Source organism: Amycolatopsis sp. cg9 (genome assembly GCF_041346945.1).
Taxonomy (GTDB): Bacteria; Actinomycetota; Actinomycetes; order Mycobacteriales; family Pseudonocardiaceae; genus Amycolatopsis.
In genome coordinates this window covers 3,740,156-3,758,526 of the sequence record NZ_CP166850.1, presented here as the reverse complement: position 1 = coordinate 3,758,526, position 18,371 = coordinate 3,740,156, and the positions used below count along the sequence as shown (strand labels likewise).

The 18,371-nt window shown below is 72.1% G+C and carries 19 protein-coding genes; 12 read left to right on the top strand and 7 right to left on the bottom strand.

All coding sequences use genetic code 11. The features are described from left to right. Positions 1-19 precede the first annotated feature (19 nt). The 4 genes from AB5J73_RS18190 (at position 20) to AB5J73_RS18175 (ending at position 5,776) form a co-directional block, all read left to right on the top strand. On the top strand, positions 20-2,869 hold the full coding sequence (locus AB5J73_RS18190; RefSeq protein WP_370970860.1) for an AAA family ATPase: 2,850 nt from the start codon (positions 20-22) through the stop codon (positions 2,867-2,869). 31 nt (positions 2,870-2,900) lie between these two features. Then, positions 2,901-4,013 carry a dimethylsulfone monooxygenase SfnG gene (gene sfnG, locus AB5J73_RS18185; protein WP_370970859.1) on the top strand — a complete coding sequence of 371 codons (1,113 nt, stop codon included), beginning with the start codon at positions 2,901-2,903 and terminating at the stop codon, positions 4,011-4,013. A 116-nt stretch (positions 4,014-4,129) separates the two neighbouring features. Beyond that, the gene (locus AB5J73_RS18180; protein ID WP_370970858.1) at positions 4,130-5,371 is read left to right on the top strand and encodes an SLC13 family permease; all 1,242 of its coding nucleotides are present in this window, start codon (positions 4,130-4,132) and stop codon (positions 5,369-5,371) included. 3 nt (positions 5,372-5,374) lie between these two features. Next, the gene (locus AB5J73_RS18175; protein ID WP_370970857.1) at positions 5,375-5,776 is read left to right on the top strand and encodes a contact-dependent growth inhibition system immunity protein; all 402 of its coding nucleotides are present in this window, start codon (positions 5,375-5,377) and stop codon (positions 5,774-5,776) included. Here AB5J73_RS18175 and AB5J73_RS18170 read toward each other — a convergent pair. From AB5J73_RS18170 to AB5J73_RS18155, 4 genes are all read right to left on the bottom strand, one after another. Beyond that, on the bottom strand, positions 5,760-7,502 hold the full coding sequence (locus tag AB5J73_RS18170; protein ID WP_370970856.1) for a hypothetical protein: 1,743 nt from the start codon (positions 7,500-7,502) through the stop codon (positions 5,760-5,762). The two genes, AB5J73_RS18175 and AB5J73_RS18170, sit on opposite strands and share 17 nt — an antisense overlap. 183 nt (positions 7,503-7,685) lie before the next feature. After that, positions 7,686-8,813, bottom strand: a complete 1,128-nt coding sequence (locus AB5J73_RS18165; protein WP_370970855.1) for a bifunctional RNase H/acid phosphatase — start codon at positions 8,811-8,813, stop codon at positions 7,686-7,688. Then, positions 8,810-9,547, bottom strand: a complete 738-nt coding sequence (locus AB5J73_RS18160; RefSeq protein ID WP_370970854.1) for a zinc ribbon domain-containing protein — start codon at positions 9,545-9,547, stop codon at positions 8,810-8,812. The genes AB5J73_RS18165 and AB5J73_RS18160 overlap by 4 nt, the downstream gene beginning before the upstream one ends. After that, positions 9,544-10,380, bottom strand: a complete 837-nt coding sequence (locus AB5J73_RS18155; RefSeq protein ID WP_370970853.1) for a Nif3-like dinuclear metal center hexameric protein — start codon at positions 10,378-10,380, stop codon at positions 9,544-9,546. Before AB5J73_RS18155 ends, AB5J73_RS18160 begins: the two co-directional genes overlap by 4 nt. A gap of 31 nt (positions 10,381-10,411) precedes the next feature. Between AB5J73_RS18155 and aroQ the strand changes: the two genes are divergently transcribed. The 4 genes from aroQ to AB5J73_RS18135 all read left to right on the top strand — a co-directional run bounded on the left by aroQ (position 10,412) and on the right by AB5J73_RS18135 (position 13,220). Continuing rightward, positions 10,412-10,990, top strand: coding sequence for a gamma subclass chorismate mutase AroQ (gene aroQ, locus AB5J73_RS18150; RefSeq protein ID WP_370970852.1), 579 nt, complete (start codon positions 10,412-10,414; stop codon positions 10,988-10,990). 209 nt (positions 10,991-11,199) lie between these two features. Next, positions 11,200-11,661 (top strand): low molecular weight protein-tyrosine-phosphatase, encoded by a 462-nt coding sequence (locus tag AB5J73_RS18145; protein WP_370970851.1) that lies wholly within the window; start codon positions 11,200-11,202, stop codon positions 11,659-11,661. A gap of 60 nt (positions 11,662-11,721) precedes the next feature. Further along, on the top strand, positions 11,722-12,555 hold the full coding sequence (locus AB5J73_RS18140; RefSeq protein WP_370970850.1) for an SURF1 family protein: 834 nt from the start codon (positions 11,722-11,724) through the stop codon (positions 12,553-12,555). A 50-nt stretch (positions 12,556-12,605) separates the two neighbouring features. Next, positions 12,606-13,220: an FMN-binding negative transcriptional regulator gene (locus AB5J73_RS18135; RefSeq protein WP_370970849.1), complete on the top strand. Its 615-nt coding sequence runs from the start codon at positions 12,606-12,608 to the stop codon at positions 13,218-13,220. 27 nt (positions 13,221-13,247) lie between these two features. Here the strand turns inward: AB5J73_RS18135 and AB5J73_RS18130 are convergent, their stop codons facing one another. From AB5J73_RS18130 to AB5J73_RS18120, 3 genes are all read right to left on the bottom strand, one after another. Then, the gene (locus tag AB5J73_RS18130) at positions 13,248-13,685 is read right to left on the bottom strand and encodes a hypothetical protein (protein WP_370970848.1); all 438 of its coding nucleotides are present in this window, start codon (positions 13,683-13,685) and stop codon (positions 13,248-13,250) included. A 61-nt stretch (positions 13,686-13,746) separates the two neighbouring features. Next, complete coding sequence (locus AB5J73_RS18125; protein WP_370970847.1) at positions 13,747-14,637, bottom strand: cobalamin biosynthesis protein; 891 nt, start codon at positions 14,635-14,637, stop codon at positions 13,747-13,749. Positions 14,638-14,770: 133 nt separating this feature from the next. After that, a complete protein-coding gene (locus AB5J73_RS18120; RefSeq protein WP_370970846.1) occupies positions 14,771-15,454 on the bottom strand; it encodes a FadR/GntR family transcriptional regulator in 684 nt (227 codons plus the stop codon). Positions 15,455-15,557: 103 nt separating this feature from the next. Here AB5J73_RS18120 and AB5J73_RS18115 point away from each other — a divergent pair, with 103 nt between their 5' ends. The 4 genes from AB5J73_RS18115 (at position 15,558) to AB5J73_RS18100 (ending at position 18,341) form a co-directional block, all read left to right on the top strand. After that, positions 15,558-16,052 (top strand): gluconokinase, encoded by a 495-nt coding sequence (locus AB5J73_RS18115; protein WP_370970845.1) that lies wholly within the window; start codon positions 15,558-15,560, stop codon positions 16,050-16,052. After that, a complete protein-coding gene (locus AB5J73_RS18110) occupies positions 16,049-17,413 on the top strand; it encodes a gluconate:H+ symporter (protein WP_370970844.1) in 1,365 nt (454 codons plus the stop codon). Before AB5J73_RS18115 ends, AB5J73_RS18110 begins: the two co-directional genes overlap by 4 nt. 101 nt (positions 17,414-17,514) lie before the next feature. After that, positions 17,515-17,835: an ArsR/SmtB family transcription factor gene (locus tag AB5J73_RS18105; RefSeq protein ID WP_370970843.1), complete on the top strand. Its 321-nt coding sequence runs from the start codon at positions 17,515-17,517 to the stop codon at positions 17,833-17,835. Further along, the gene (locus AB5J73_RS18100; protein WP_370970842.1) at positions 17,832-18,341 is read left to right on the top strand and encodes an SRPBCC domain-containing protein; all 510 of its coding nucleotides are present in this window, start codon (positions 17,832-17,834) and stop codon (positions 18,339-18,341) included. Before AB5J73_RS18105 ends, AB5J73_RS18100 begins: the two co-directional genes overlap by 4 nt. Positions 18,342-18,371: the final 30 nt, after the last annotated feature.

The window sequence follows — 18,371 nt, the reverse complement described above, 5'->3', positions numbered from 1 at the left end:
CAACATGAAAGTCCTTACGGTGGATACCGAAGTAAATCCCGAGCACCCCGTCAGCGGGGCTTCGGTACCGAAGCGTCCCGCCCCGCGGCTCCCCGGCCGCGAACCCGAGCTCAGCCGTCTGACCAGCCTTTTCCCGGCCGCGCTCGGCGGCCGCGCGGCCAGCGCGGTCCTGGTCGGCGAGTTCGGCATGGGCAAGAGCGCCACCCTCCACACCGTCGCGGCGCTGGCCGCGGACGCGGGCTTCACCGTCGCGATCGCCACCGGGTCGCGGCTGGAGAGCCACCTGCCGGGCGGGCTCGCCCGCCAGCTCGCCGACGCGCTGAGCGACCCCGGCACGCCGCGCCCGAGCGCCACCGAGCTGTGCGGACCGGCCGGGGAGAGCGAAGCGCTCGAACTCTTCTTCGGGCTCGTCCGCGAGGCGGCCGGCCGGGGCCCGCTGTTCCTCGGCATCGACAACGTGCACCTCGCCGACGCCTGGTCCATGCGATGCCTCGCCTACATCCGCAACCGCGTGCTCGACCTGCCGGTGCTGATCATCCTGACCGCGCTGACCGGGCACCCGCCGCACCACGAGGTCGCGCTGCTGGAGATGGCGGGCTGCACGCCGGCGTCGATCACCCTGAACGGCCTCGGCGACGCGGCCGCGGCCGAAATCCTCGGCCTCGCCCCCGGCGAACTCGCCACCGCCTGCCGGGAAGCGACCGGCGGCAACCCGTACCTGCTGCAGGCCCTGCGGCCGCGGCTGCTGCCCGGCGCGGACCCGCACGAGCTCGGCTCGTCGCTGATCGGCCAGGTGCTCCACACGCGGATGCAGGAGTTCCCGCACGCGCCGGAGATCCTGCACGCGGCGGCCATCCTCGGCGAGGACGCCGGGTTCGACCTGCTGGCCCAGCTCGCCGGCGTCGACGAGCTCGACGCGCTGCAGGCGATCGACACGATGGTCCGGCTGCACGTGCTCACCAACAGCAACCGGCCGGTGCTGACCTACTCGTTCGTCCGCAACTCCCTGCTGAAGGACATGCCGCAGACCACCCGCGCGGTCAACCACGGGCGGGCGGCGAAGCTGCTGTCGGAGACCGGCGCGCCGGTCGAGCGGGTCGCCGCGCACCTGCTGGAAGCGACGTCGATCCGGATCCCGTGGGGCGTGGACGTGCTGCGGCTGAGCGCGCGCGACGCCGTCTTTTCCGGACGGCCCGAGCTGGCCGCGCGGCACCTGCGGCGGGCGCTGGCGGAACGGCTGACGTCCGGGCGCCGGGTGGCCGTGCTGCTGCAGCTGGCCCACGCGGAGTTCCAGGTCGACCCGCCGGCCGCGGCGAAGCGGGTGCGGGAAGCCGTCGACACGATCGGCAACCGCGAGACGGCCGCGTTCATCGCCACCGCGATGCTGCTGTCCCTCTGCGGCGGGCAGGACGCCCGGCTCGCGATCAGCGCGGCGGGCCAGATCGCGGCGCGGCTCGACGCCGGCGGGCCGGACGCCGTCTGGCCGCTGCTCTGCATGACCTACCTCGCCGAGGCGGGCAGCCGGCTGGGCCCGCCCCCGGAGTTCCGCGACTTCGAGGAGCAGTGGGCGCCGCTGACCGACCCGGCGGCGCAGCGGAGCCGGTCGGCGCTGCTGGCGCTCGACGCGGTCCGCAGCGGCGAGTCGGCGCAGGACGCGCTCGGGCACTTCACCGACGCCCTGTCGTTCGCCGAGGCTCCGCCTCGGGCCGGGGGCTCCGCCACCCGGAACCCCCGCAAGCCGGGGTCGGGCGACGACGGCGAACTCTTCGAACAGCACTACTTCTTCACCCTCGCCACGGCGGTGCTCGCGGACGAGCCGGCCCACGTCGACCGGCTGTGCCGCGTCCTCGACGTCGAGCGCGAGCCGTGGGACGTGCACGTGCCGCACGGTGCGCTGCCCACCCTGGCTCGCGGGATCGCGCTGCAGGCCAGCGGCGACCTGCAGCGCGCGAGCGTCCACTTCGAGTCGCTGCTGCGCCGGTTCGACGAGCGCGGCGGCACGACGACGTGCCCGGTCGGCGTGCTGTGCGCGGCGAAGCTCGTCGAGTGCTGGGTGGACCTGGGCCGGTTCGAGGCGGCGACGTCGCTGCTGGACCGGATGGACTTCGTCGCCAGCCAGGGCCTGTTCACCCACACCTACCTGCTGTACGCGCGGGGCCGCCTGCGCGTCGCGACCGGGTACACCCGCTTCGGGTTCGAGGACCTGCTCAGCTGCGGGCGGCGGCTGGCCCACCACGGCATGCGGTTCCCGGGGTTCGTGCCGTGGCGCGCGCACGCCGCGCGGGCCGCGCTGGCGCTCGGTCAAGCCGACGACGCGGCCCGGCTGGCCGAAGAGGACAGCAACGCCGCCGCCCGCTGGGGCGCGGCGCGGCCGCTCGGCACGGCGTTGACGACGCTGGGGCTCGTGCGCGAGGACGACGAAGCCGAGCGCGCGCTGACCAAGGCGATCACGACGCTGCGGACGTCGCCGGCGCGGCTGCAGCTGGCGACGGCGCTGACCGAGCTCGGCAGCCTCCTGGCGCGGCACGGCCAGTCCGAAAAGGCCATCGAAACGCTGCGGCAGGCGGTGGAGCTGAGCGAGCACTGCGGTGCGCGGCCGCTCGCCCGGCGCGCGGCGGAGGAGCTGCGGTCGGCCCGGCGCGCGCTGACCCCGGCCAAGGACAACGAACACGGCTTGACCCGTCAGGAAAACCGGATCGCGGTGATGGCCGCGCAAGGGCTGACCAACCGGGAAATCGCGACGGCGCTGCACCTGACCCGGCGCACGGTGGAGCTGCACCTGTCGGGCGCGTACCGGAAGCTGGGCATTCCCGGCCGCGCGGAACTCGGTGGTGCGCTGGCCAAGTCCCACCGTGCGGACGCGCGTTGACCCGTTTCCGGGTCGTTGCTCTACTCGGGCCATGTCGTTCGAAGAGCCGTTGAAATTCGCCTACTGGGTCCCGAACGTGAGCGGTGGCCTCGTCACCTCCGACATCGAACAGCGGACGGACTGGGGCTACGAGTACAACCGGCAGCTGGCCGTGCTGGCCGAGAACAGCGGGTTCGAGTACGCGCTTTCCCAGGTCCGCTACACCGCGAGCTACGGTGCCGCCTACCAGCACGAGTCGACCGGGTTCAGCCTGGCGCTCTTGCTCGCCACGCAGCGGTTGAAGGTGATCGCGGCCGTCCACCCGGGACTGTGGCACCCGGGCGTGCTGGCGAAGTTCATCGCCAGCGCCGACGTCATCTCCGGCGGCCGCGCGGCGGTGAACGTGGTCAGCGGCTGGTTCAAGGGCGAGTTCACCGGCCTCGGCGAACCGTGGCTGGAACACGACGAGCGCTACCGTCGTTCGGAGGAGTTCATCCGCGTCCTGCGTGAACTCTGGACGAACGACCACGCGGAGTTCCGCGGCGACTTCTACCGCATCCACGACTTCGACATCAAGCCGAAACCGGTCGCGGCCCCGCACCCGGAGATCTTCCAGGGCGGCAACTCCACGGCGGCGCGGAAGCTGGCCGGGAGCGTCTCGGACTGGTACTTCAGCAACGGCAAGGACTTCGACGGGTTCAGCGAGCAGGTTTCGGAGGTTCGCGGGTACGCGGCTTCGAACGACCGGACTGTCCGATTCGGACTGAACGGGTTCGTGATCGCGCGTTCTTCCGAGAGCGAAGCTCGCGCTGTGCTGAAGGAGATCGTCGAGAAGGCCAACGTCGAGGCGGTCGAAGGCTTCCGGTCGGCCGTGGCGCAGGCGGGTAAGTCCACTTCGGACTCGAAGGGGATGTGGGCGGACTCGGGGTTCGAGGACCTGGTGCAGTACAACGACGGCTTCCGGACGAAGCTGATCGGGACGCCGGAGCAGATCGCCGACCGGGCGATCGAGTACAAGAAGCGCGGGGCGAACCTGCTGCTGCTCGGGTTCCTGCACTACCTGGAGGACGTCGAGCACTTCGGCAAGGAGGTGCTCCCGGTGATCCGGGCCAAGGAACAGGACCTCGCCCGCGGCGCGGCGACGCCGGAGCCACTGGGAGTCTGACCAGCGCCCCAATGTGGCGTTCGGTGCGTCCAGCGCACCCAATGTGGCGTTCGGTGCGTTGGACGCAACCAACGCCACATTGGGGCGCTTTCGCGGTCGTCGATTAGCGTGAGCGGGTGAACTTCTGGGCAGGGGCGGGCAGCCTCGCGCTGCTGGCCGTCGTGCTGGTCTTCGCCATCGTCCGGCCGCGCGGCTGGCCCGAAGCGGTCGCGGCGGTGCCGGCGGCGGGTCTCGCGTTGCTGCTCGGGCTCGTCCGCCCCGAAGCGGCCGGCGATCGGGCCGTCGAGATCCTCCCGACCCTGGGCTTCCTGGCCGCCATTCTGCTTTTGTCCTTTTTGGCCAGTGTCGACGGCGTCTTCAGCTGGCTCGGCAACCGCCTGGCCGAGGCGTGCCACGGCAAGCCCCGCCGCCTGCTGGCGCTCACCTTCGCCGCGGCGGCCGGGGTGACCGCGATCCTCAGCCTGGACGCCACCGTCGTGCTGCTCACCCCCGTCGTGCTCGCGACCGCGAAGAGCCTGGAGCTCCCGCCCCGCCCGCACGTCTACGCGTGCGCGCACCTGGCCAACTCGGCGTCGACGCTGCTGCCGGTGTCCAACCTGACGAACCTCCTGGCGTTCGCCGCGTCGGGGCTGACGTTCGCCGGGTTCACGGCGCTGATGGCGTTGCCGTGGCTGGTCACGATCGGCATCGAGCTGCTGGTGTTCCTGCGGTTCTTCGCCCGGGACCTGCGCCCGCGCGAGACCACCGAGCCGGAGCAGCACCTCGGAACCCCGACGTTCGCGCTGGTCGTCCTCGGCCTCACGCTGGTGGGCTTCGGCGTCGGCCAGCTCGGCCACGTCGAGCCGGTCTGGATCGCGGCGCTCGCCGCGCTGATCCTGGGCGTCCGGGCGCTGGCGATGGGCAAGATCCGGCCGTGGCAGCTGGTGACCGAGGCGTCGCCGCAGCTGTGCCTGTTCGTGCTGGGCCTGGCGGTCGTGGTGGAGGCGGTGTCCGAGCACGTCCTCGGCGGCCTGCTGGGCTCGGTGCTGCCGACGTCGACGGGCCTGCTGGACCTGCTGATCGCGGCCGGGGTGGCGGCCCTGCTGGCCAACCTGGTCAACAACCTCCCGGCGACCCTGATCCTGCTGTCGGTCCTCGGCCCGCACCCGGCACCGGGCGTGCTGCTGGCGGTCCTGCTGGGCGTCAACATCGGCCCGAACGCGACCTACCTGGGGTCGCTGGCGACGCTGCTGTGGCGCCGCACGCTTCCGGCCCCGCCGTCGGCCCGCACGTTCCACGCACTGGGCGCCCTCACGACCCCGCTGTGCCTGGCCGCGGCGACCGGGGCGTTGTGGCTGAGCCTGGGGCTGGCGGGCTGAACCGTGGCCGACACATCGCGGAGCCTCGAACAGCTCGAGGGCCACGCCTGGGGCGATCCGCCCGCCGACGCGACCCGCCTGGTCCGGACGGCTCACGAACTCCGGCGCAGGCCGGTCGGTGATCTGAGCGCCGAAGACCTCCGGCTCCTGCTGCTCCAGCAGGTCGGCATCGAGCTGCTGGTGCCGCTCGTGCTCGACCGCCTGGAGCGGGAGCCGCTCGCCGAGGGCGACTGCTACCCCGGTGACCTGCTGGTCGCCCTGCTGAAGGTGCCGCCGGCCCACTGGCAGCCCGGCGAACTCCGCCGGGCGTCGAGCCTGGTCGCGAAGCTCGACAACCACCCCGGCACGCCGGAAAGCGTCCAGCTGCAGATCGACGCGTTCCGCTGGATCAGCTGGGCATCGTGATCGTCTGACCCGGCTTCATCGTCGCCCCGCAGTCGTCCAGCGGGCCGCCGAAGCGGTCGGCCGCCACGGCCGGGATCGTCTTCGCCGCGTACGCCTGGGCCGCCTTCAGCTTCGCCGGGTCGGTCGCCGCGTCGCGGCGGACCCAGTCGCCGTTGCGCAACCCCTCGATCGGGGAGCTGTAGATCAGCACGTAGTCGCGGTCCAGGCGCGGGTCCAGAGCGATCCCGTTGCCCGCCGCCCAGGGGCCCCACGAGTGGATGAACGTCGGCTTCACCGTGTCGAACACGTAGTCGCGCAGGCCCGCCAGGTCGTTGTCGTGGACCAGGTCCGCGATCGGCTTGTTGACCAGGCCCGCCATGTCCACCAGCTCGAGGCGGCTGGTCATCGACGAACCGCCCAGGTCCGGCAGTAGCAGCGACGCCTTCTGCAGGCCCAGGATGTCCGCGTACGTGTTGAAGCCGCGGCCGAAGCGGTCCGCCACCAGGCACGCCGTGATGTTGGGGTTCTTCGCGAACTTGTCCGCCGCGGCCGCGAAGCCGATCGCGGACGGGACGAACGCGCCCACCAGCACCACGACCACGCCGACGCGCAGCAGGGCGCGGCGGTGGCGCAGCAGCTCGCCCGCCGACAGCGTGCCCGCGATGACCGCCAGCGGCCAGATCGGGCTGGCGAAGCGGTGCTGGTACATCCAGTCGGCGACCATCACGCCGTACGCGACGATCCCGAGCCCCAGCGGCACCAGCAGCGCGATCAGCGACCGCCGCCACGGGGCCTTGACCAGCGCGAACACGATCACCAGCGCCAGTACGACCACGCCGGCCCAGCCCGCGTAGCCGACCAGTTCGAAGGGGCGCTTCACCGCGTCGAAGCCGGGCAGGCCCTGCTGCTTCGCCACCGACGGGTTGGCCAGGAGCCGGCCGAACTCGGCGTGGCGCCAGACGACGTACGCGCCGAACGGGACCGCGAACGCCGCCACGGACAGCAGCGCGAGGCGGAAGCTCTTCCAGAACAGCCCGGAGCGCAGCAGGAACAGCGCCGCCAGCGGGTACGCGCCCGCGTAGATCAGGCCTTCCGGCCGGGTCAGCGCGGCGAAGGCCACCATGACCCCGGCCCAGATCGCGACCTTCGGGGTCAGCAGCACGTCGCGCTTGACCGAGACGAACAGCGTCACGGCCAGCGTGACCACCGCGAACGCGAACAGCGAGTTCTCCAGGCCGGACACGACCCAGATGACGAACGACGGGATGGTCGCCAGCGTCAGGCCGGCGATCAGCGTGGCCAGCCACGCGAAGCGGGTGAAGATCTGCTTCGCGGCGAAGTAGCAGGCGGTCAGGATGCCACCGGTGAACAGCAGGCCCAGCGCCTTCGGGAACAGCACGTAGTCGGGCAGCCCGAAGAGCGAGCCGTGGTCGAAGAGGCCGACGAGCTTGCCGAGGCCGAGCAGCACCATCCACGTCGGGTCGGAGAAGCCCTCGACCGGCGGGGCGCCCGGCTGCAGCACCGGGCCGAGGCCGTCGGCGAAGCTGCGCGCGTAGGAGAACGTGATGGCGGCGTCGTCGACGATCCAGTGGCCGTAGCGGGTGGCGTGGACGGCGACCGCCGCGACGCCGGCGAGCACGGCCAGCACCGGCGCGAGCCGCGAGCCCCAGCTCCGCGTGGTCGTCGCGGGCGCGGGGTCCTCGGGGACGTCGCTCGGGGAGGTCTCGGTGAGTGCGCTAGCCGTCATGTCCTCGTCACTGTTCCGCCCGCAGGCTTCTGCCGGTGGGATACGCGCGAGCTGGCGCCCCCTGAAGTGGGTCGATCCGCCGACCCGCCACCGCGGCGACGCGGTCGAGACACTGTAGCCAATACCCCATCGGGGGTCGGCCACGCGTCGGCATTGAGCGTGATCCACCCCACATTCGACCGGTCAGGACAGGTGCGAGGTGTCGTTGACCAGGCGGACCGACGCGTTGCCGTCCGGGTAGAACTCGACGATCGACAGCGACGCCAGGTCGAGGTGCAGCCGGAACAGCAGCTGCGGGCCGGCGTCGAGGCCCATCCGCAGCAGCGTCTTGATCGGCGTCACGTGGCTGACCAGCAGCAACGTCCGGCCGCCGTACTCGGCGATCAGCTCGTCGCGGGCCTTGCGGACGCGCCGGTGGACGACGTCGAAGCTCTCCCCGCCCGGGGGCGGCACCGAGCTGTCGCCCAGCCACGAACCGTGCAGCTCGGGGTCGCGGTCGGCCGCTTCGGCGAACGTCAGCCCTTCCCAGTCGCCGAAGTCGGTCTCGATGAGCCCGGGGTGGGTCTCGACGCGGCCGCCGAGCGCGTCGGCGACGGCCTGCGCGGTCTGCTTCGTGCGGGTCAGCGGGGACGAGATGATCGGAACGGCCTCGCCGTCGACGACCAGGCCGTCCATCGCGGCCAGCCGCTTCGCCGCCGCGGCGGCCTGCGCGCGGCCCAGCTCGGTGAGCGGGACGTCGCCGCGGCCGGAGTAGCGGCGCAGCGCCGACATCTCCGTCTGGCCGTGGCGCAGCAGGAGCAGCCGGGTCGGGGTGCCCTTCGCGCCGGTCCAGGCCACCGTCGCGCGGTCGGGCTTCCGGGTCGGCAGCTTCGGCGGGCTGGCGGGCTTCCCCGCGGCCGGCTTGCCGGTCGCCTCGTCCATGGCCTCGTTGGCCAGGCGGTCGGCGTGGGAGTTCTGCGCGCGCGGGATCCACTCGTACTTGACGCGGGTGAAGCCGGCGGCCAGCTCCTTGGCCTGTTCGGCGAGCGGCTGCATGTCCGGGTGCTTGATCTTCCAGCGCCCGGACATCTGCTCCACCACGAGCTTCGAGTCCATCCGGACGTCCACAGTGGACGCCCCGAGCTCGGCCGCGGCGGCGAGCCCGGCGATCAGCCCGCGGTACTCGGCGACGTTGTTGGTGACGACGCCGAGGCCCTCCTTGCGCTCAGCGAGCACTCCGCCGTCGGCGTCCTTGACGACCGCGCCGTAGCCGGCGGGCCCGGGGTTGCCCCGGGAACCACCGTCGGCTTCGACGATCACGTGCGACGTCACAGACCCGACTCCACGGTCCGGACCAGGATCGCGCCGCAGTTCTCGCACTGGATGACGTCGTCTTCCGGCGCGCCCTTGATCTCGTTGACGGTGTTGCGGTCCAGCTCCAGCTGGCAGGCGCCGCAGCGGCGGGCGCGCAGCAGCGCCGCGCCGATGCCCTTGTGCTCGCGGACCCGCTCGTACAGCTTGAGCAGGGGCTCCGGGAAGCGCGGCAGCAGCTTCTCGCGGTCTTCTTCGCGACGCGCGCGAGTGGTGTCGAGGTCCTTGAACGCCTCGTCGCGGCGGGCGGTCGCGGCGACGACCTCGGCTTCGGCCTTGTCGACCTCGGCGCCGGTGCGCTGCGCGTCCATGCCGAGGGCCTCGCGCTGCTCCATCAGTTCCAGCAGGTCGTCCTCCAGCGCGCGCTGGCGCCGCTCCAGCGACTGGAGCTCGTGCTCGATGTCGGTCATCTGCTTCGAGTTGACCGAGCCGGACGCGAGGAGCTTGCGGTCGCGGTCCTCGCGGGCGCGCACCGATTCGATCTCCTTCTCCTGCCGGGCGATCTCGCGGTCGAGGTCGGAGGCGGCGGTCTCCACCGAGACGAGCGCGTCGCGGCGCTCGCGGGCGGTCTTCTCCCCCGCGTCGATCTCGGCCAGCTCCGGCAGGGTGCGGCGGCGGTGTGCGGTGCGCGAGAGCTCGGCGTCCACCTTGGCGAGCTCGAGCAACTGGCGCTGCACGGCGGGTTCGGCCTTCACGGTGCTCCCTCTTGATTCGATGTGCGCTCGGCGCGGACGTTCCACGGGTCGGTGCGCCGCGTGGAGACGTGAACGTCGACGTTACCCGCAAACGCCTGCGCCACGACCGCCGAGGCTTGCCCGCACCACGGCCATTCGCTGGCCCAGTGGGTCAGCCCGACCAGCGCGGGCACCGGGTGCGCCCCGGCGAGGTGCTCGCCGGCGGGGTGATGCCGCAGGTCGGCGGTGACGTAGGCGTCGACGCCGGCCGCGGTGGCCTGCTTCAGGTAGGAGTCCCCGGCCCCGCCGGACACGGCGACGGTGCGGATCGCGCGGTCCTCGTCGCCCGCGCCGAGCACGCCGGGCACGGTCCCCGGCAGGGCGTCGGCGACGCGCTGGACGAAGACCCCGAACGGCTCCGGCTCGGGCAGCTCGCCGACGCGGCCGATGCCGGTGACGCCGTCGGCGTTGGGCGCCAGCGGGCCGGTGACGCGCAGCCCGATCGCCCGCGCGAGCGCGTCGGAGACGCCGGGGTCGGCCGAGTCGGCGTTGGTGTGGGCGCAGTAGAGGGCGATGCCCGCGCGGATCATCCGGTGCACGAGCGCGCCCTTGGCGGTGTCGGCCGGGACGCCGTGCACGCCGCGCAGGAGCAGCGGGTGGTGCGCGACGATCAGCTGCGCGCCGAGCTCCGCGGCTTCGTCGACGGTCTCGGCGACGGGGTCGACGCAGAAGAGCACGCGTGTGACGGGCTCGGCGGGGTCGCCGCAGACGAGGCCGACGGCGTCCCACGACTCGGCGAGCGCGGGCGGGTAGGCCTGCTCCAGCACGGTGATGATTTCGGAGAGTGCGGGCATCCGGGGATCTTCGCATGTACGTTCGCGGGCCATGCGGGTACTGGCGGTGCTCTTCGCGGTGGTGTCCGGTCTCTTCCTGGTGACGGCGCCGGCCTCGGCTTCGGCGCCCGGCCTCTGGCGGCTCACCGATCTCGCCGCGCGGCGCGTGGAAATCGCCGACCGGGTGGCCGCGGCGAAGTACGGCACGCCGTCGCCGATCGACGACCCGGTGCGCGAGCAGCAGATCTACGACTCGGTGGCGGCACGGGCCCCGGACCTCGGCCTCGCCCAGGCGGACGCGGTGCGGTTCTTCCGCGCGCAGATCGAGGCGAACAAGCTGGTGCAGCGCGGGCTGTACGAGCGCTGGGCCGCGCACCCGGCGGAGATCCCGTCCCCGAGGCCCGACCTCGCACTCCTCCGCCCGGTGATCGACCGGTTGAACACGGACCTGCTGACCGAGCTGGCGGCGACTTCGACCATCCGCGCGACCCGCATCTGCCCGGCCCGCCAACTGGTGTCGGCGGCCGTGGCGGACGTCGTCCACCACTTCGACGCGCTGCACACCCGCGCACTCGGCACGGCGACCGCGGCTACGTGCGCGGATCGAGAACAGCGCCCCGGCGGCGTCTGACCGCCGCCGCCGTGAGCGCCGGGTGGAGCGTCAGTTGCAGTTGCCGCAGCAGCCGCAACCCTGACCGGTGCACTTCGAGCAGCATCCGTGCATGATCGCTTTCCTTCCGGTTCGCGTCCTCGCGTGATCACGCTAAGTGCCGATCGCGGGCCACGGGTACCGCCGAGCGAGCGGGTGACCGGGTGAACCGGCCGGTTACGCTCGCGGACGTGACCCACATCGTCTTCGTCTGCTCCGGCAACATCTGCCGCTCCCCGATGGCCGAGCTGGTGTTCCGGGCCAAGCTGGAAGAGGCGGGCCTCGGCGACGCCGTCCGCGTCACCAGTGCCGGTACCGGGCCGTGGCATGCCGGGGAGCCTGCCGACAAGCGGGCGCGGGCGACGCTGAAGGCGCACGGTTACCCGACCGCGCACGTGGCGTCCGAGGTGTCGGGCGAAGACCTCGCCGCCGATCTGCTGCTGGCCGCCGACGAAGGGCATGCCGAGTTCCTGCGCTCGCGGGTCGATGATCCGGGGAAGGTGCGGCTGCTGCGGTCGTTCGACCCGTCGGCTCCCGAGGGTGCCGAGGTCCCGGACCCCTACTACGGCGGCGACGACGGCTTCGAGGACGTGCTCGGCATGGTCGAACGCACGGTGCCCGGTTTGCTCGATTGGGTGCGTTCGCGGGGGTAGGAATCACAGGTGGCGGAGGTCGGCGGGCAACCGGGGGCGGGCACGGCCTACCGTGGTGGGGTGCGGTTGCGGTTCCTGCTCAAGCCCGGGTGGCTGGCTCTGACGGCGGTGGTCTTCACCTTCGCCATCTGCTGCTTCACGCTGCTCTCACCGTGGCAGTTCAGCCGCAACACCGAGCGCGAGCAGCAGAACTCCGCGCTCGAGACGTCGTTCACGGCCGCGCCGGTGCCGCTGGCCCAGCTGCTGCCGCCGGGGAGCGCGGTCGGCCCGCGGACCGAATGGCACCTCGTCTCGATCACCGGCCGGTACCTGCCGGACAAGGAGGTCGTCGCGCGGCTGCGGACGGTCCAGGGCGAGGGTGCCTTCGAGGTGCTGACGCCGCTGCAGACCACCGACGGCACGGTCGTGCTCGTCGACCGCGGCTACGTCCGGCTCGACAGCAAGTCCGGCGTGCTGCCGTTCGCGCCGCCCCCGCCCGGCATCGTGACGGTGACCGCGCGGGCGCGCGCCGACGAAACGGACCCGAAGAACCGCGACGCGTTCGCCGACGCCTCGACCGGCGGGCGGCTGCAGAGCTACGTCGTCGATTCGCGGGTCGTCGCGCGGGCCGGGCAGCTCGACATCCGGCCGGGCTACTTCCAGCTCGACACCGGCCAGCCCGGCGTGCTCGGCGCGCTGCCGCTGCCGCAGACGGATTCGGGGCCGTTCCTGTCGTACGCGCTGCAGTGGATCGCGTTCGGCGCGATGGCGCTGCTCGGCTGGCTGTACTTCACCGTGCGGGAGCTGAAGCCGGGCGGCGCGCTCGACGCGTCGTCGCCGGAGAAGACGCGCCGCAAGTCGGTGGCGGAGATCCTCGCCGAAGACGAGCTCGCCGAAAGTGGCCATCAGAAATAGGCCGGAAATGGCCCTTCGATGCGGCCACTTGGCCGGGTGACACTGCGGGCATGCTGATCCACCCGTGGGACGCCGCCGACGACTCCGAATGGCGGGAGTGGCTGTCCTCGCACGACTTCGGCCAGCTGATCGCCGGCGGCACCGGCCGCGACCTGCCGGTGGTGACCCCGGCGCACTTCGCGTTCGACGGCGACCGGACGGTCGTCACGCACCTGGCCCGGCCCAACCCGATCTGGCCGCTGCTGGAGGAGCACCCGCGCGCACTGCTGACGGTGGTCGACGACTACACCTACATCCGCGCGGACTGGAACACGACCGCGGACCCGGCGCACGGCGTGCCGACGTCGTACTACGCGACCGTGCAGCTCGAGGGCGACGTACGGCTGGTTGACGACCCGGTGGCGAAGGCGGCGCTGCTGGACAAGCAGCTGCGGCACTTCGAACCCGACGGCGCACGGGCGCCGGTGAGCGCCGCGGAGGCGCCGGACAAGCGGCTGCTGCCGGGGATCCGCGGGATCGAGTTCACGATCACGGGCGTCCGGGCGAAGTTCAAGTTCGGCGGCAACAAGACGGCCGAGGACCGGGAGCGGATCGGGTCCCGGCTGGCGGAGCGGGACGGGCGCCTCGACGCGGAGGCGTTGGCGCAGCTGCGCCGCCGCGGCTGAGGAACGATCCCCAGCCGCGGCTCACGGTCAGCCGCCGCAGGCCGGGACCGGTTGCACGGCCAGGTCGCCGTCGATGGTCTCGCCGGTGGTGTGGTTCACCGCGTGCACGGTCATGTGCTGGACGGTGCCCGGCTGGTTGGCGGTCGGGTGCTGCTCCCGGATGCCGGTGGTCGTCGAAACGTCGTCGCCGGTGAAGAAGACCCGGCCGTTGTCGGCGAAGGTGATCGTCCAGACCTGCCCGGCGACGTTCGTGTGGATCTCGAACTCCTCGCCGACGACGAAGGACCCGCCCGGGCCGTCGTCGTCGTGCTTGGACTTCAGCGTCCACGAGGTGCCCAGGGTGCCGACGTCGTCGGCCTCGTAGGTGGGGCCGCAGCGCCGCCCCTTGGCCTCGGCGTTCCCGGTCACGACGAGGGTGAGCAGGCTCGCGGCGGCCACGCCGGCCGCGATGTGCTGGTACCGCACGGATTCCTCCCGGTTTTCGGCGAGCGTCTACACCCGTCGATACGCGGAGGAGTTACGGGGATCAGCGCGACCGGCGCCGGAAACCGGCCACCGCGGCCAGTAGCACCGAGGTCACCGCCGCCAGCCAGCCGACGACCCGGGACAGCTCCACCGCCCGTGTCACGTGCCCCGCGTCGGGATTCCGCCCGACCCCCAGCACCGGCAGCTCGGCCACCCCGTGCGGGTACACCGTGCGGCCGCCGACGCGGATCTCCAGTGCGCCCGCGAACGCCGCCTCGACCCGGCCCGCGTTCGGGCTCGGGTGGGCGATCGTGTCGCGGCGCCACGCGCGCCACGCGCCGCCCGCCGAGCCGCCGACCACCGGGGCCGCCAGGACCGTCAGTGCCGCCGCCACGCGGGTCGGGACCAGGTGGACGAGTTCGTCGAGCCGGTCGATCGCCCAGTGGCCGCGGCGGCCGACGCGGGCGCGGCGCAGCAGGCTCACCGCGCGGGCGCCGGCCAGGCCCGGGACGCCCGCCAGCGCGCCCCACACCAGCGGGGCGACCACCGCGTCGGACGTGTTCTCGGCCAGCGTCTCCACCGAGGCCCGGGACAGCGCGATCGGGCCGAGGCCGTCGGCCACCCGCGGGTCCAATTCGGACAGTGTGGTGCGCGCCGGCTCGAAGCGGCACTCCTCGAGGTCGCGGGCCAGCTCCGTGCCTTGCAGCGCCAGGCCGGCCGCGCCGAGGACCGCCCACGTGGTGACCGCCGTCGCCGAGGCCTGGACCAGGGGCCGGCCGCGGCCGGCCCGCTCCAGGAGCACCCCGCCCACCACCGCGGCGCCCGCGACGAGGGCACCGCGGCCGGGCGTCAGCCTGCGGAACGCCGTCACCGGCGGACGGCGGCGGGGGTCGCCGAGGGCGCCGTCGGCCGCCACACCCAACACCAGTCCGATCGCGCGCGCCGCGCTCACCCGTGCCCCCCGGCGGAAGAAAACTGCAGTTCCCGAGGAGGTTACTCGACCCCGGAACCCGCCTCACCGCGTGCCCGGGCCGAGCTGAAGGGGACGTTGCCCGCGTCAGATGCCGGGAAAGTCCCCTTCAGCACTACTCGACCAGCGCCGCGATCTCCTCGCGCGCCTGGACGACGATGTCCCGCATCGCCCGCTCGGCCCGGTCCGCCTCCCCGGCCGCCACCGCCGCGGCCACCTCCAGGTGCAGCGCCACCGCCTCGGGCTGCGGTTCCGGGGGCATCAGGCCGTGCCCGGTCCGGCCGGTGAGCACCTCCGCGACGACCTCGGACAGCTGCGCGAACATCGGGTTGCGCGACGAGCTGAGCAGCAGGTCGTGGAACGCGATGTCGAACTCGAGGAACGTCGGGAGGTCGCGGGCGCGGGCCGTGCGCGCCAGCCGCTCCCCCAGCGCGCCGAGCCGGCCGCGCTCCTCCGGCGTCGCGCGCAGGGCCGCGTAGCGCGCCGCGCAGGGTTCGATCGCCGAGCGGAGCTCGTTCAGGGTGGCGAGCGCCGCCGGGCGGGCCGGGCCGTCGAGCTGCCAGCGGATCAGGCGCGGGTCGTAGTGGTTCCACTCCGCCGGCTCGCGCACGATCACCCCGACCCGCCGCTTGCTGCTGGTCAGCCGCATCGTCTCCAGCACCCGGACGACTTCGCGGGCCACTGTCCGCGAGGCGCCGAAGCGCTCTTGCAGCTCTTCGGAGCGCACCACGGTGCCCGGTGGCAGCGTCCCGTTCGCGATCGCCGCACCCAGCGCGTCCAGTACCTGCTCGTGCCTCACAGCGCCCAACCTAGCCGTCTGACTCGATTAAGTAGTACTTCATCTTGAATAAGTAGTACTTTTGAGTTTGACTCACCTGGGCACAACGAAGTGGGAGGTGCGGATGACCGTCATCGTGGTGATGGGGGTGTCGGGCTCCGGCAAGACGACGATCGGCACGGCGCTGGCCGGCGCGCTGGACGTCGAGTACGCCGAAGCGGACTCGTTCCATCCGAAGGCCAACATCGACAAGATGACCGCGGGGCACCCGTTGACCGACGAGGACCGCGCCCCCTGGCTCGAGGCCATCGCCGACTGGATCCGCGAGCACCAGGCCGCCGGCGGCGTCGTGACGTCGTCCGCGCTCAAGCGCCGGTACCGCGACGTCCTGCGGACCGGCGGGAACGTCTGGTTCGCCCACCTGCACGGCGATCGCGAGATCCTCGCCGAGCGCATGAAGTCGCGCTCGGGCCACTTCATGCCGGTGTCGCTGCTGGACTCCCAGCTCGCCGACCTCGAAGCGCTCGAGCCGGACGAGCCCGGCGCGATCTTCGACATCCGCGACACGCCCGCGGACATCACCGCCGCCGCCCTCACCGCCTTCCGGGAGCGCTCATGACCACCCTCGCCGCCGCCTGGACCGGCCACGACTCCCGCCTGATCATCGCGACCGTCGTCGCGATCGCCGTCATCGTCGTGCTGATCACCAAGGTGAAGCTGCACCCGTTCCTGTCGCTGGTGCTCGGTTCGCTCGTGCTCGGGCTGACCGCCGGGATGCCGGTCGACAAGCTGCTCAAGAGCTTCACGAACGGCGTCGGCAGCACGGTCGCGTCGGTCGGCATCCTGATCGCCCTCGGCGCGATGCTCGGCAAGCTGCTGGCCGATTCGGGCGGCGCCGACCAGATCGTCGACACCGTGCTCGGCAAGGCCCGCGACAAGAGCCTGCCGTGGGCGATGGCGCTCGTCGCCGCGCTGATCGGGCTGCCGATGTTCTTCGAGATCGGCCTCGTCATGCTGATCCCGGTGGTGCTGCTGGCGGTCAAGCGCACCGGGAAACCGTTGATGCTGCTGGGGATTCCGGCGGTGGCCGGGCTTTCGGTGCTGCACGGGCTCGTCCCGCCGCACCCGGGTCCGCTCGCCGCGGCGGGCGCGCTGAACGCGAACGTCGGGATCACACTGGCGTTCGGCCTGCTCGTCGGCATCCCGACGCTGGTCGTCGCGGGCCCGCTGTTCGGCCGCCTCGCCGCACGGCTGGTGCCGGACGCCGTCGCCCCCGAGCGGCTCGTCCCGGAGCGCGCCGAGACGGACAAGCCGCGCCCGAGCTTCGCCGCCACGCTCACGACGGTGCTGCTGCCCGTCGTGCTCATGCTGGCGAAAGCGCTCTCCGACATCCTGCTGGCCAAGGACAGCCAGGCCCGCAAGATCCTGGACTTCGTCGGCGACCCGCTGATCGCGCTGCTCGCGGCGGTCCTGGTCGGCATGGTGCTGCTCGGGCGCCCGGCCGGGCTGGGCCGGGACAAGCTGTCCACTGTGGTCGGTGACTCGCTCGGCCCGATCGCGGGCATCATCCTCATCGTCGGCGCGGGCGGCGGCTTCAAGCAGACCCTGGTCGACGCCGGCGTCGGCGACGTCATCACCGGCCTGGCCAAGGACGCGAACCTCTCCCCGCTCCTGCTCGGCTGGCTGGTGGCGGTGGCGATCCGCCTGGCCACCGGCTCGGCCACGGTGGCGACGGTCTCGGCGGCGGGCATCGTGGCCCCGCTGGCGGCGGGGATGGACCCGTCGCAGAGCGCGCTGCTGGTCCTGGCGATCGGCGCCGGTTCGCTGTTCTTCTCGCACGTCAACGACGCCGGGTTCTGGCTGGTCAAGGAGTACTTCGGCCTCTCAGTGGGCCAGACCCTGAAGAGCTGGTCGGTGATGGAGACCCTGATCTCGGTGGTCGCGATCGCCCTGATCCTGCCGCTGTCACTCCTGGTCTAAGCCGCACTTTCACGTGAAAGTGATCCGGAGGAGCCTCCAGATCACTTTCACGTGAAAGTGCGGCGTTGACATGTGACCTTTTGGTCACCTATCTTGAGGGCGTGCACGACGACCTGGTGTTCAAGGCGCTGGCGGATCCGACCCGCCGGTTCCTGCTCGACCTGCTCTTCGAGCGTGACGGCCGCACGCTCACCGAGCTGGAGACCCAGGTCGAGATGACCCGCTTCGGCGTCATGAAGCACCTGAAGCTGCTGGAAGAAGCCGGACTCGTCGTCACGCGGAAGGACGGCCGCGAGAAGCGGCACTTCCTCAACCCGGTGCCGATCCGGCAGATCCACGACCGGTGGATCGACAAGTACACCGAGCGCCAGGTCACCGCGCTGCTCGACCTCAAGAACGAACTGGAAGGCGAAGACCCATGACGAACACCGTGCAAGTCCACCGCGTCTACATCAAGGCCACCCCGGAGCGCATCTGGGAGGCCATCACCAAGCCCGAGTGGACGCAGAAGTACGGCTACACCGGCCTCGCCGACTTCGACCTCGAGGCCGGCGGCAAGCACCGGACCCGCCCGACGCAGGCGTTCATCGACGCCGGGTTCACCGGTGACCTGGTCGACGGCGAAATCCTCGAGGTCGACCCGCCACGCAAGCTCGTCATCACCTGGAAACTGCTGATGGGTCCCGAAGTCGCCGCCGAGCCCTACACGACGCTCACCTACGACATCGAAGAAACCAAGACCGCCGGGACCAGACTCACCATCACCCACGACCTCACCGGCGCGCCGAACACCGCCGCGCTCGTCAGCGGGCAGCTGGAAGACGTCGACGCCGGGCCGGGCGAGAACGCCGGCGGCGGCTGGGCCTGGGTGCTCTCCGACCTCAAGTCGCTGCTGGAGACCGGCGAGATCCTGGTCCCGGCGCCGTAAGGGGTCTGGCGGGACCTGTCTCGCGCCGCT

Excerpts from the sequence above, each read along its gene's own strand:
- sfnG (WP_370970859.1), top strand. The coding sequence starts at position 2,901 with ATGTCGTTCGAAGAGCCGTTGAAATTCGCCTACTGGGTCCCGAACGTG.
- AB5J73_RS18100 (WP_370970842.1), top strand. The coding sequence starts at position 17,832 with ATGACGAACACCGTGCAAGTCCACCGCGTCTACATCAAGGCCACCCCG.
- AB5J73_RS18110 (WP_370970844.1), top strand. The coding sequence starts at position 16,049 with ATGACCACCCTCGCCGCCGCCTGGACCGGCCACGACTCCCGCCTGATC.
- AB5J73_RS18155 (WP_370970853.1), bottom strand. The coding sequence starts at position 10,380 with ATGCCCGCACTCTCCGAAATCATCACCGTGCTGGAGCAGGCCTACCCG.
- aroQ (WP_370970852.1), top strand. The coding sequence starts at position 10,412 with ATGCGGGTACTGGCGGTGCTCTTCGCGGTGGTGTCCGGTCTCTTCCTG.
- AB5J73_RS18115 (WP_370970845.1), top strand. The coding sequence starts at position 15,558 with ATGACCGTCATCGTGGTGATGGGGGTGTCGGGCTCCGGCAAGACGACG.
- AB5J73_RS18170 (WP_370970856.1), bottom strand. The coding sequence starts at position 7,502 with ATGACGGCTAGCGCACTCACCGAGACCTCCCCGAGCGACGTCCCCGAG.
- AB5J73_RS18135 (WP_370970849.1), top strand. The coding sequence starts at position 12,606 with ATGCTGATCCACCCGTGGGACGCCGCCGACGACTCCGAATGGCGGGAG.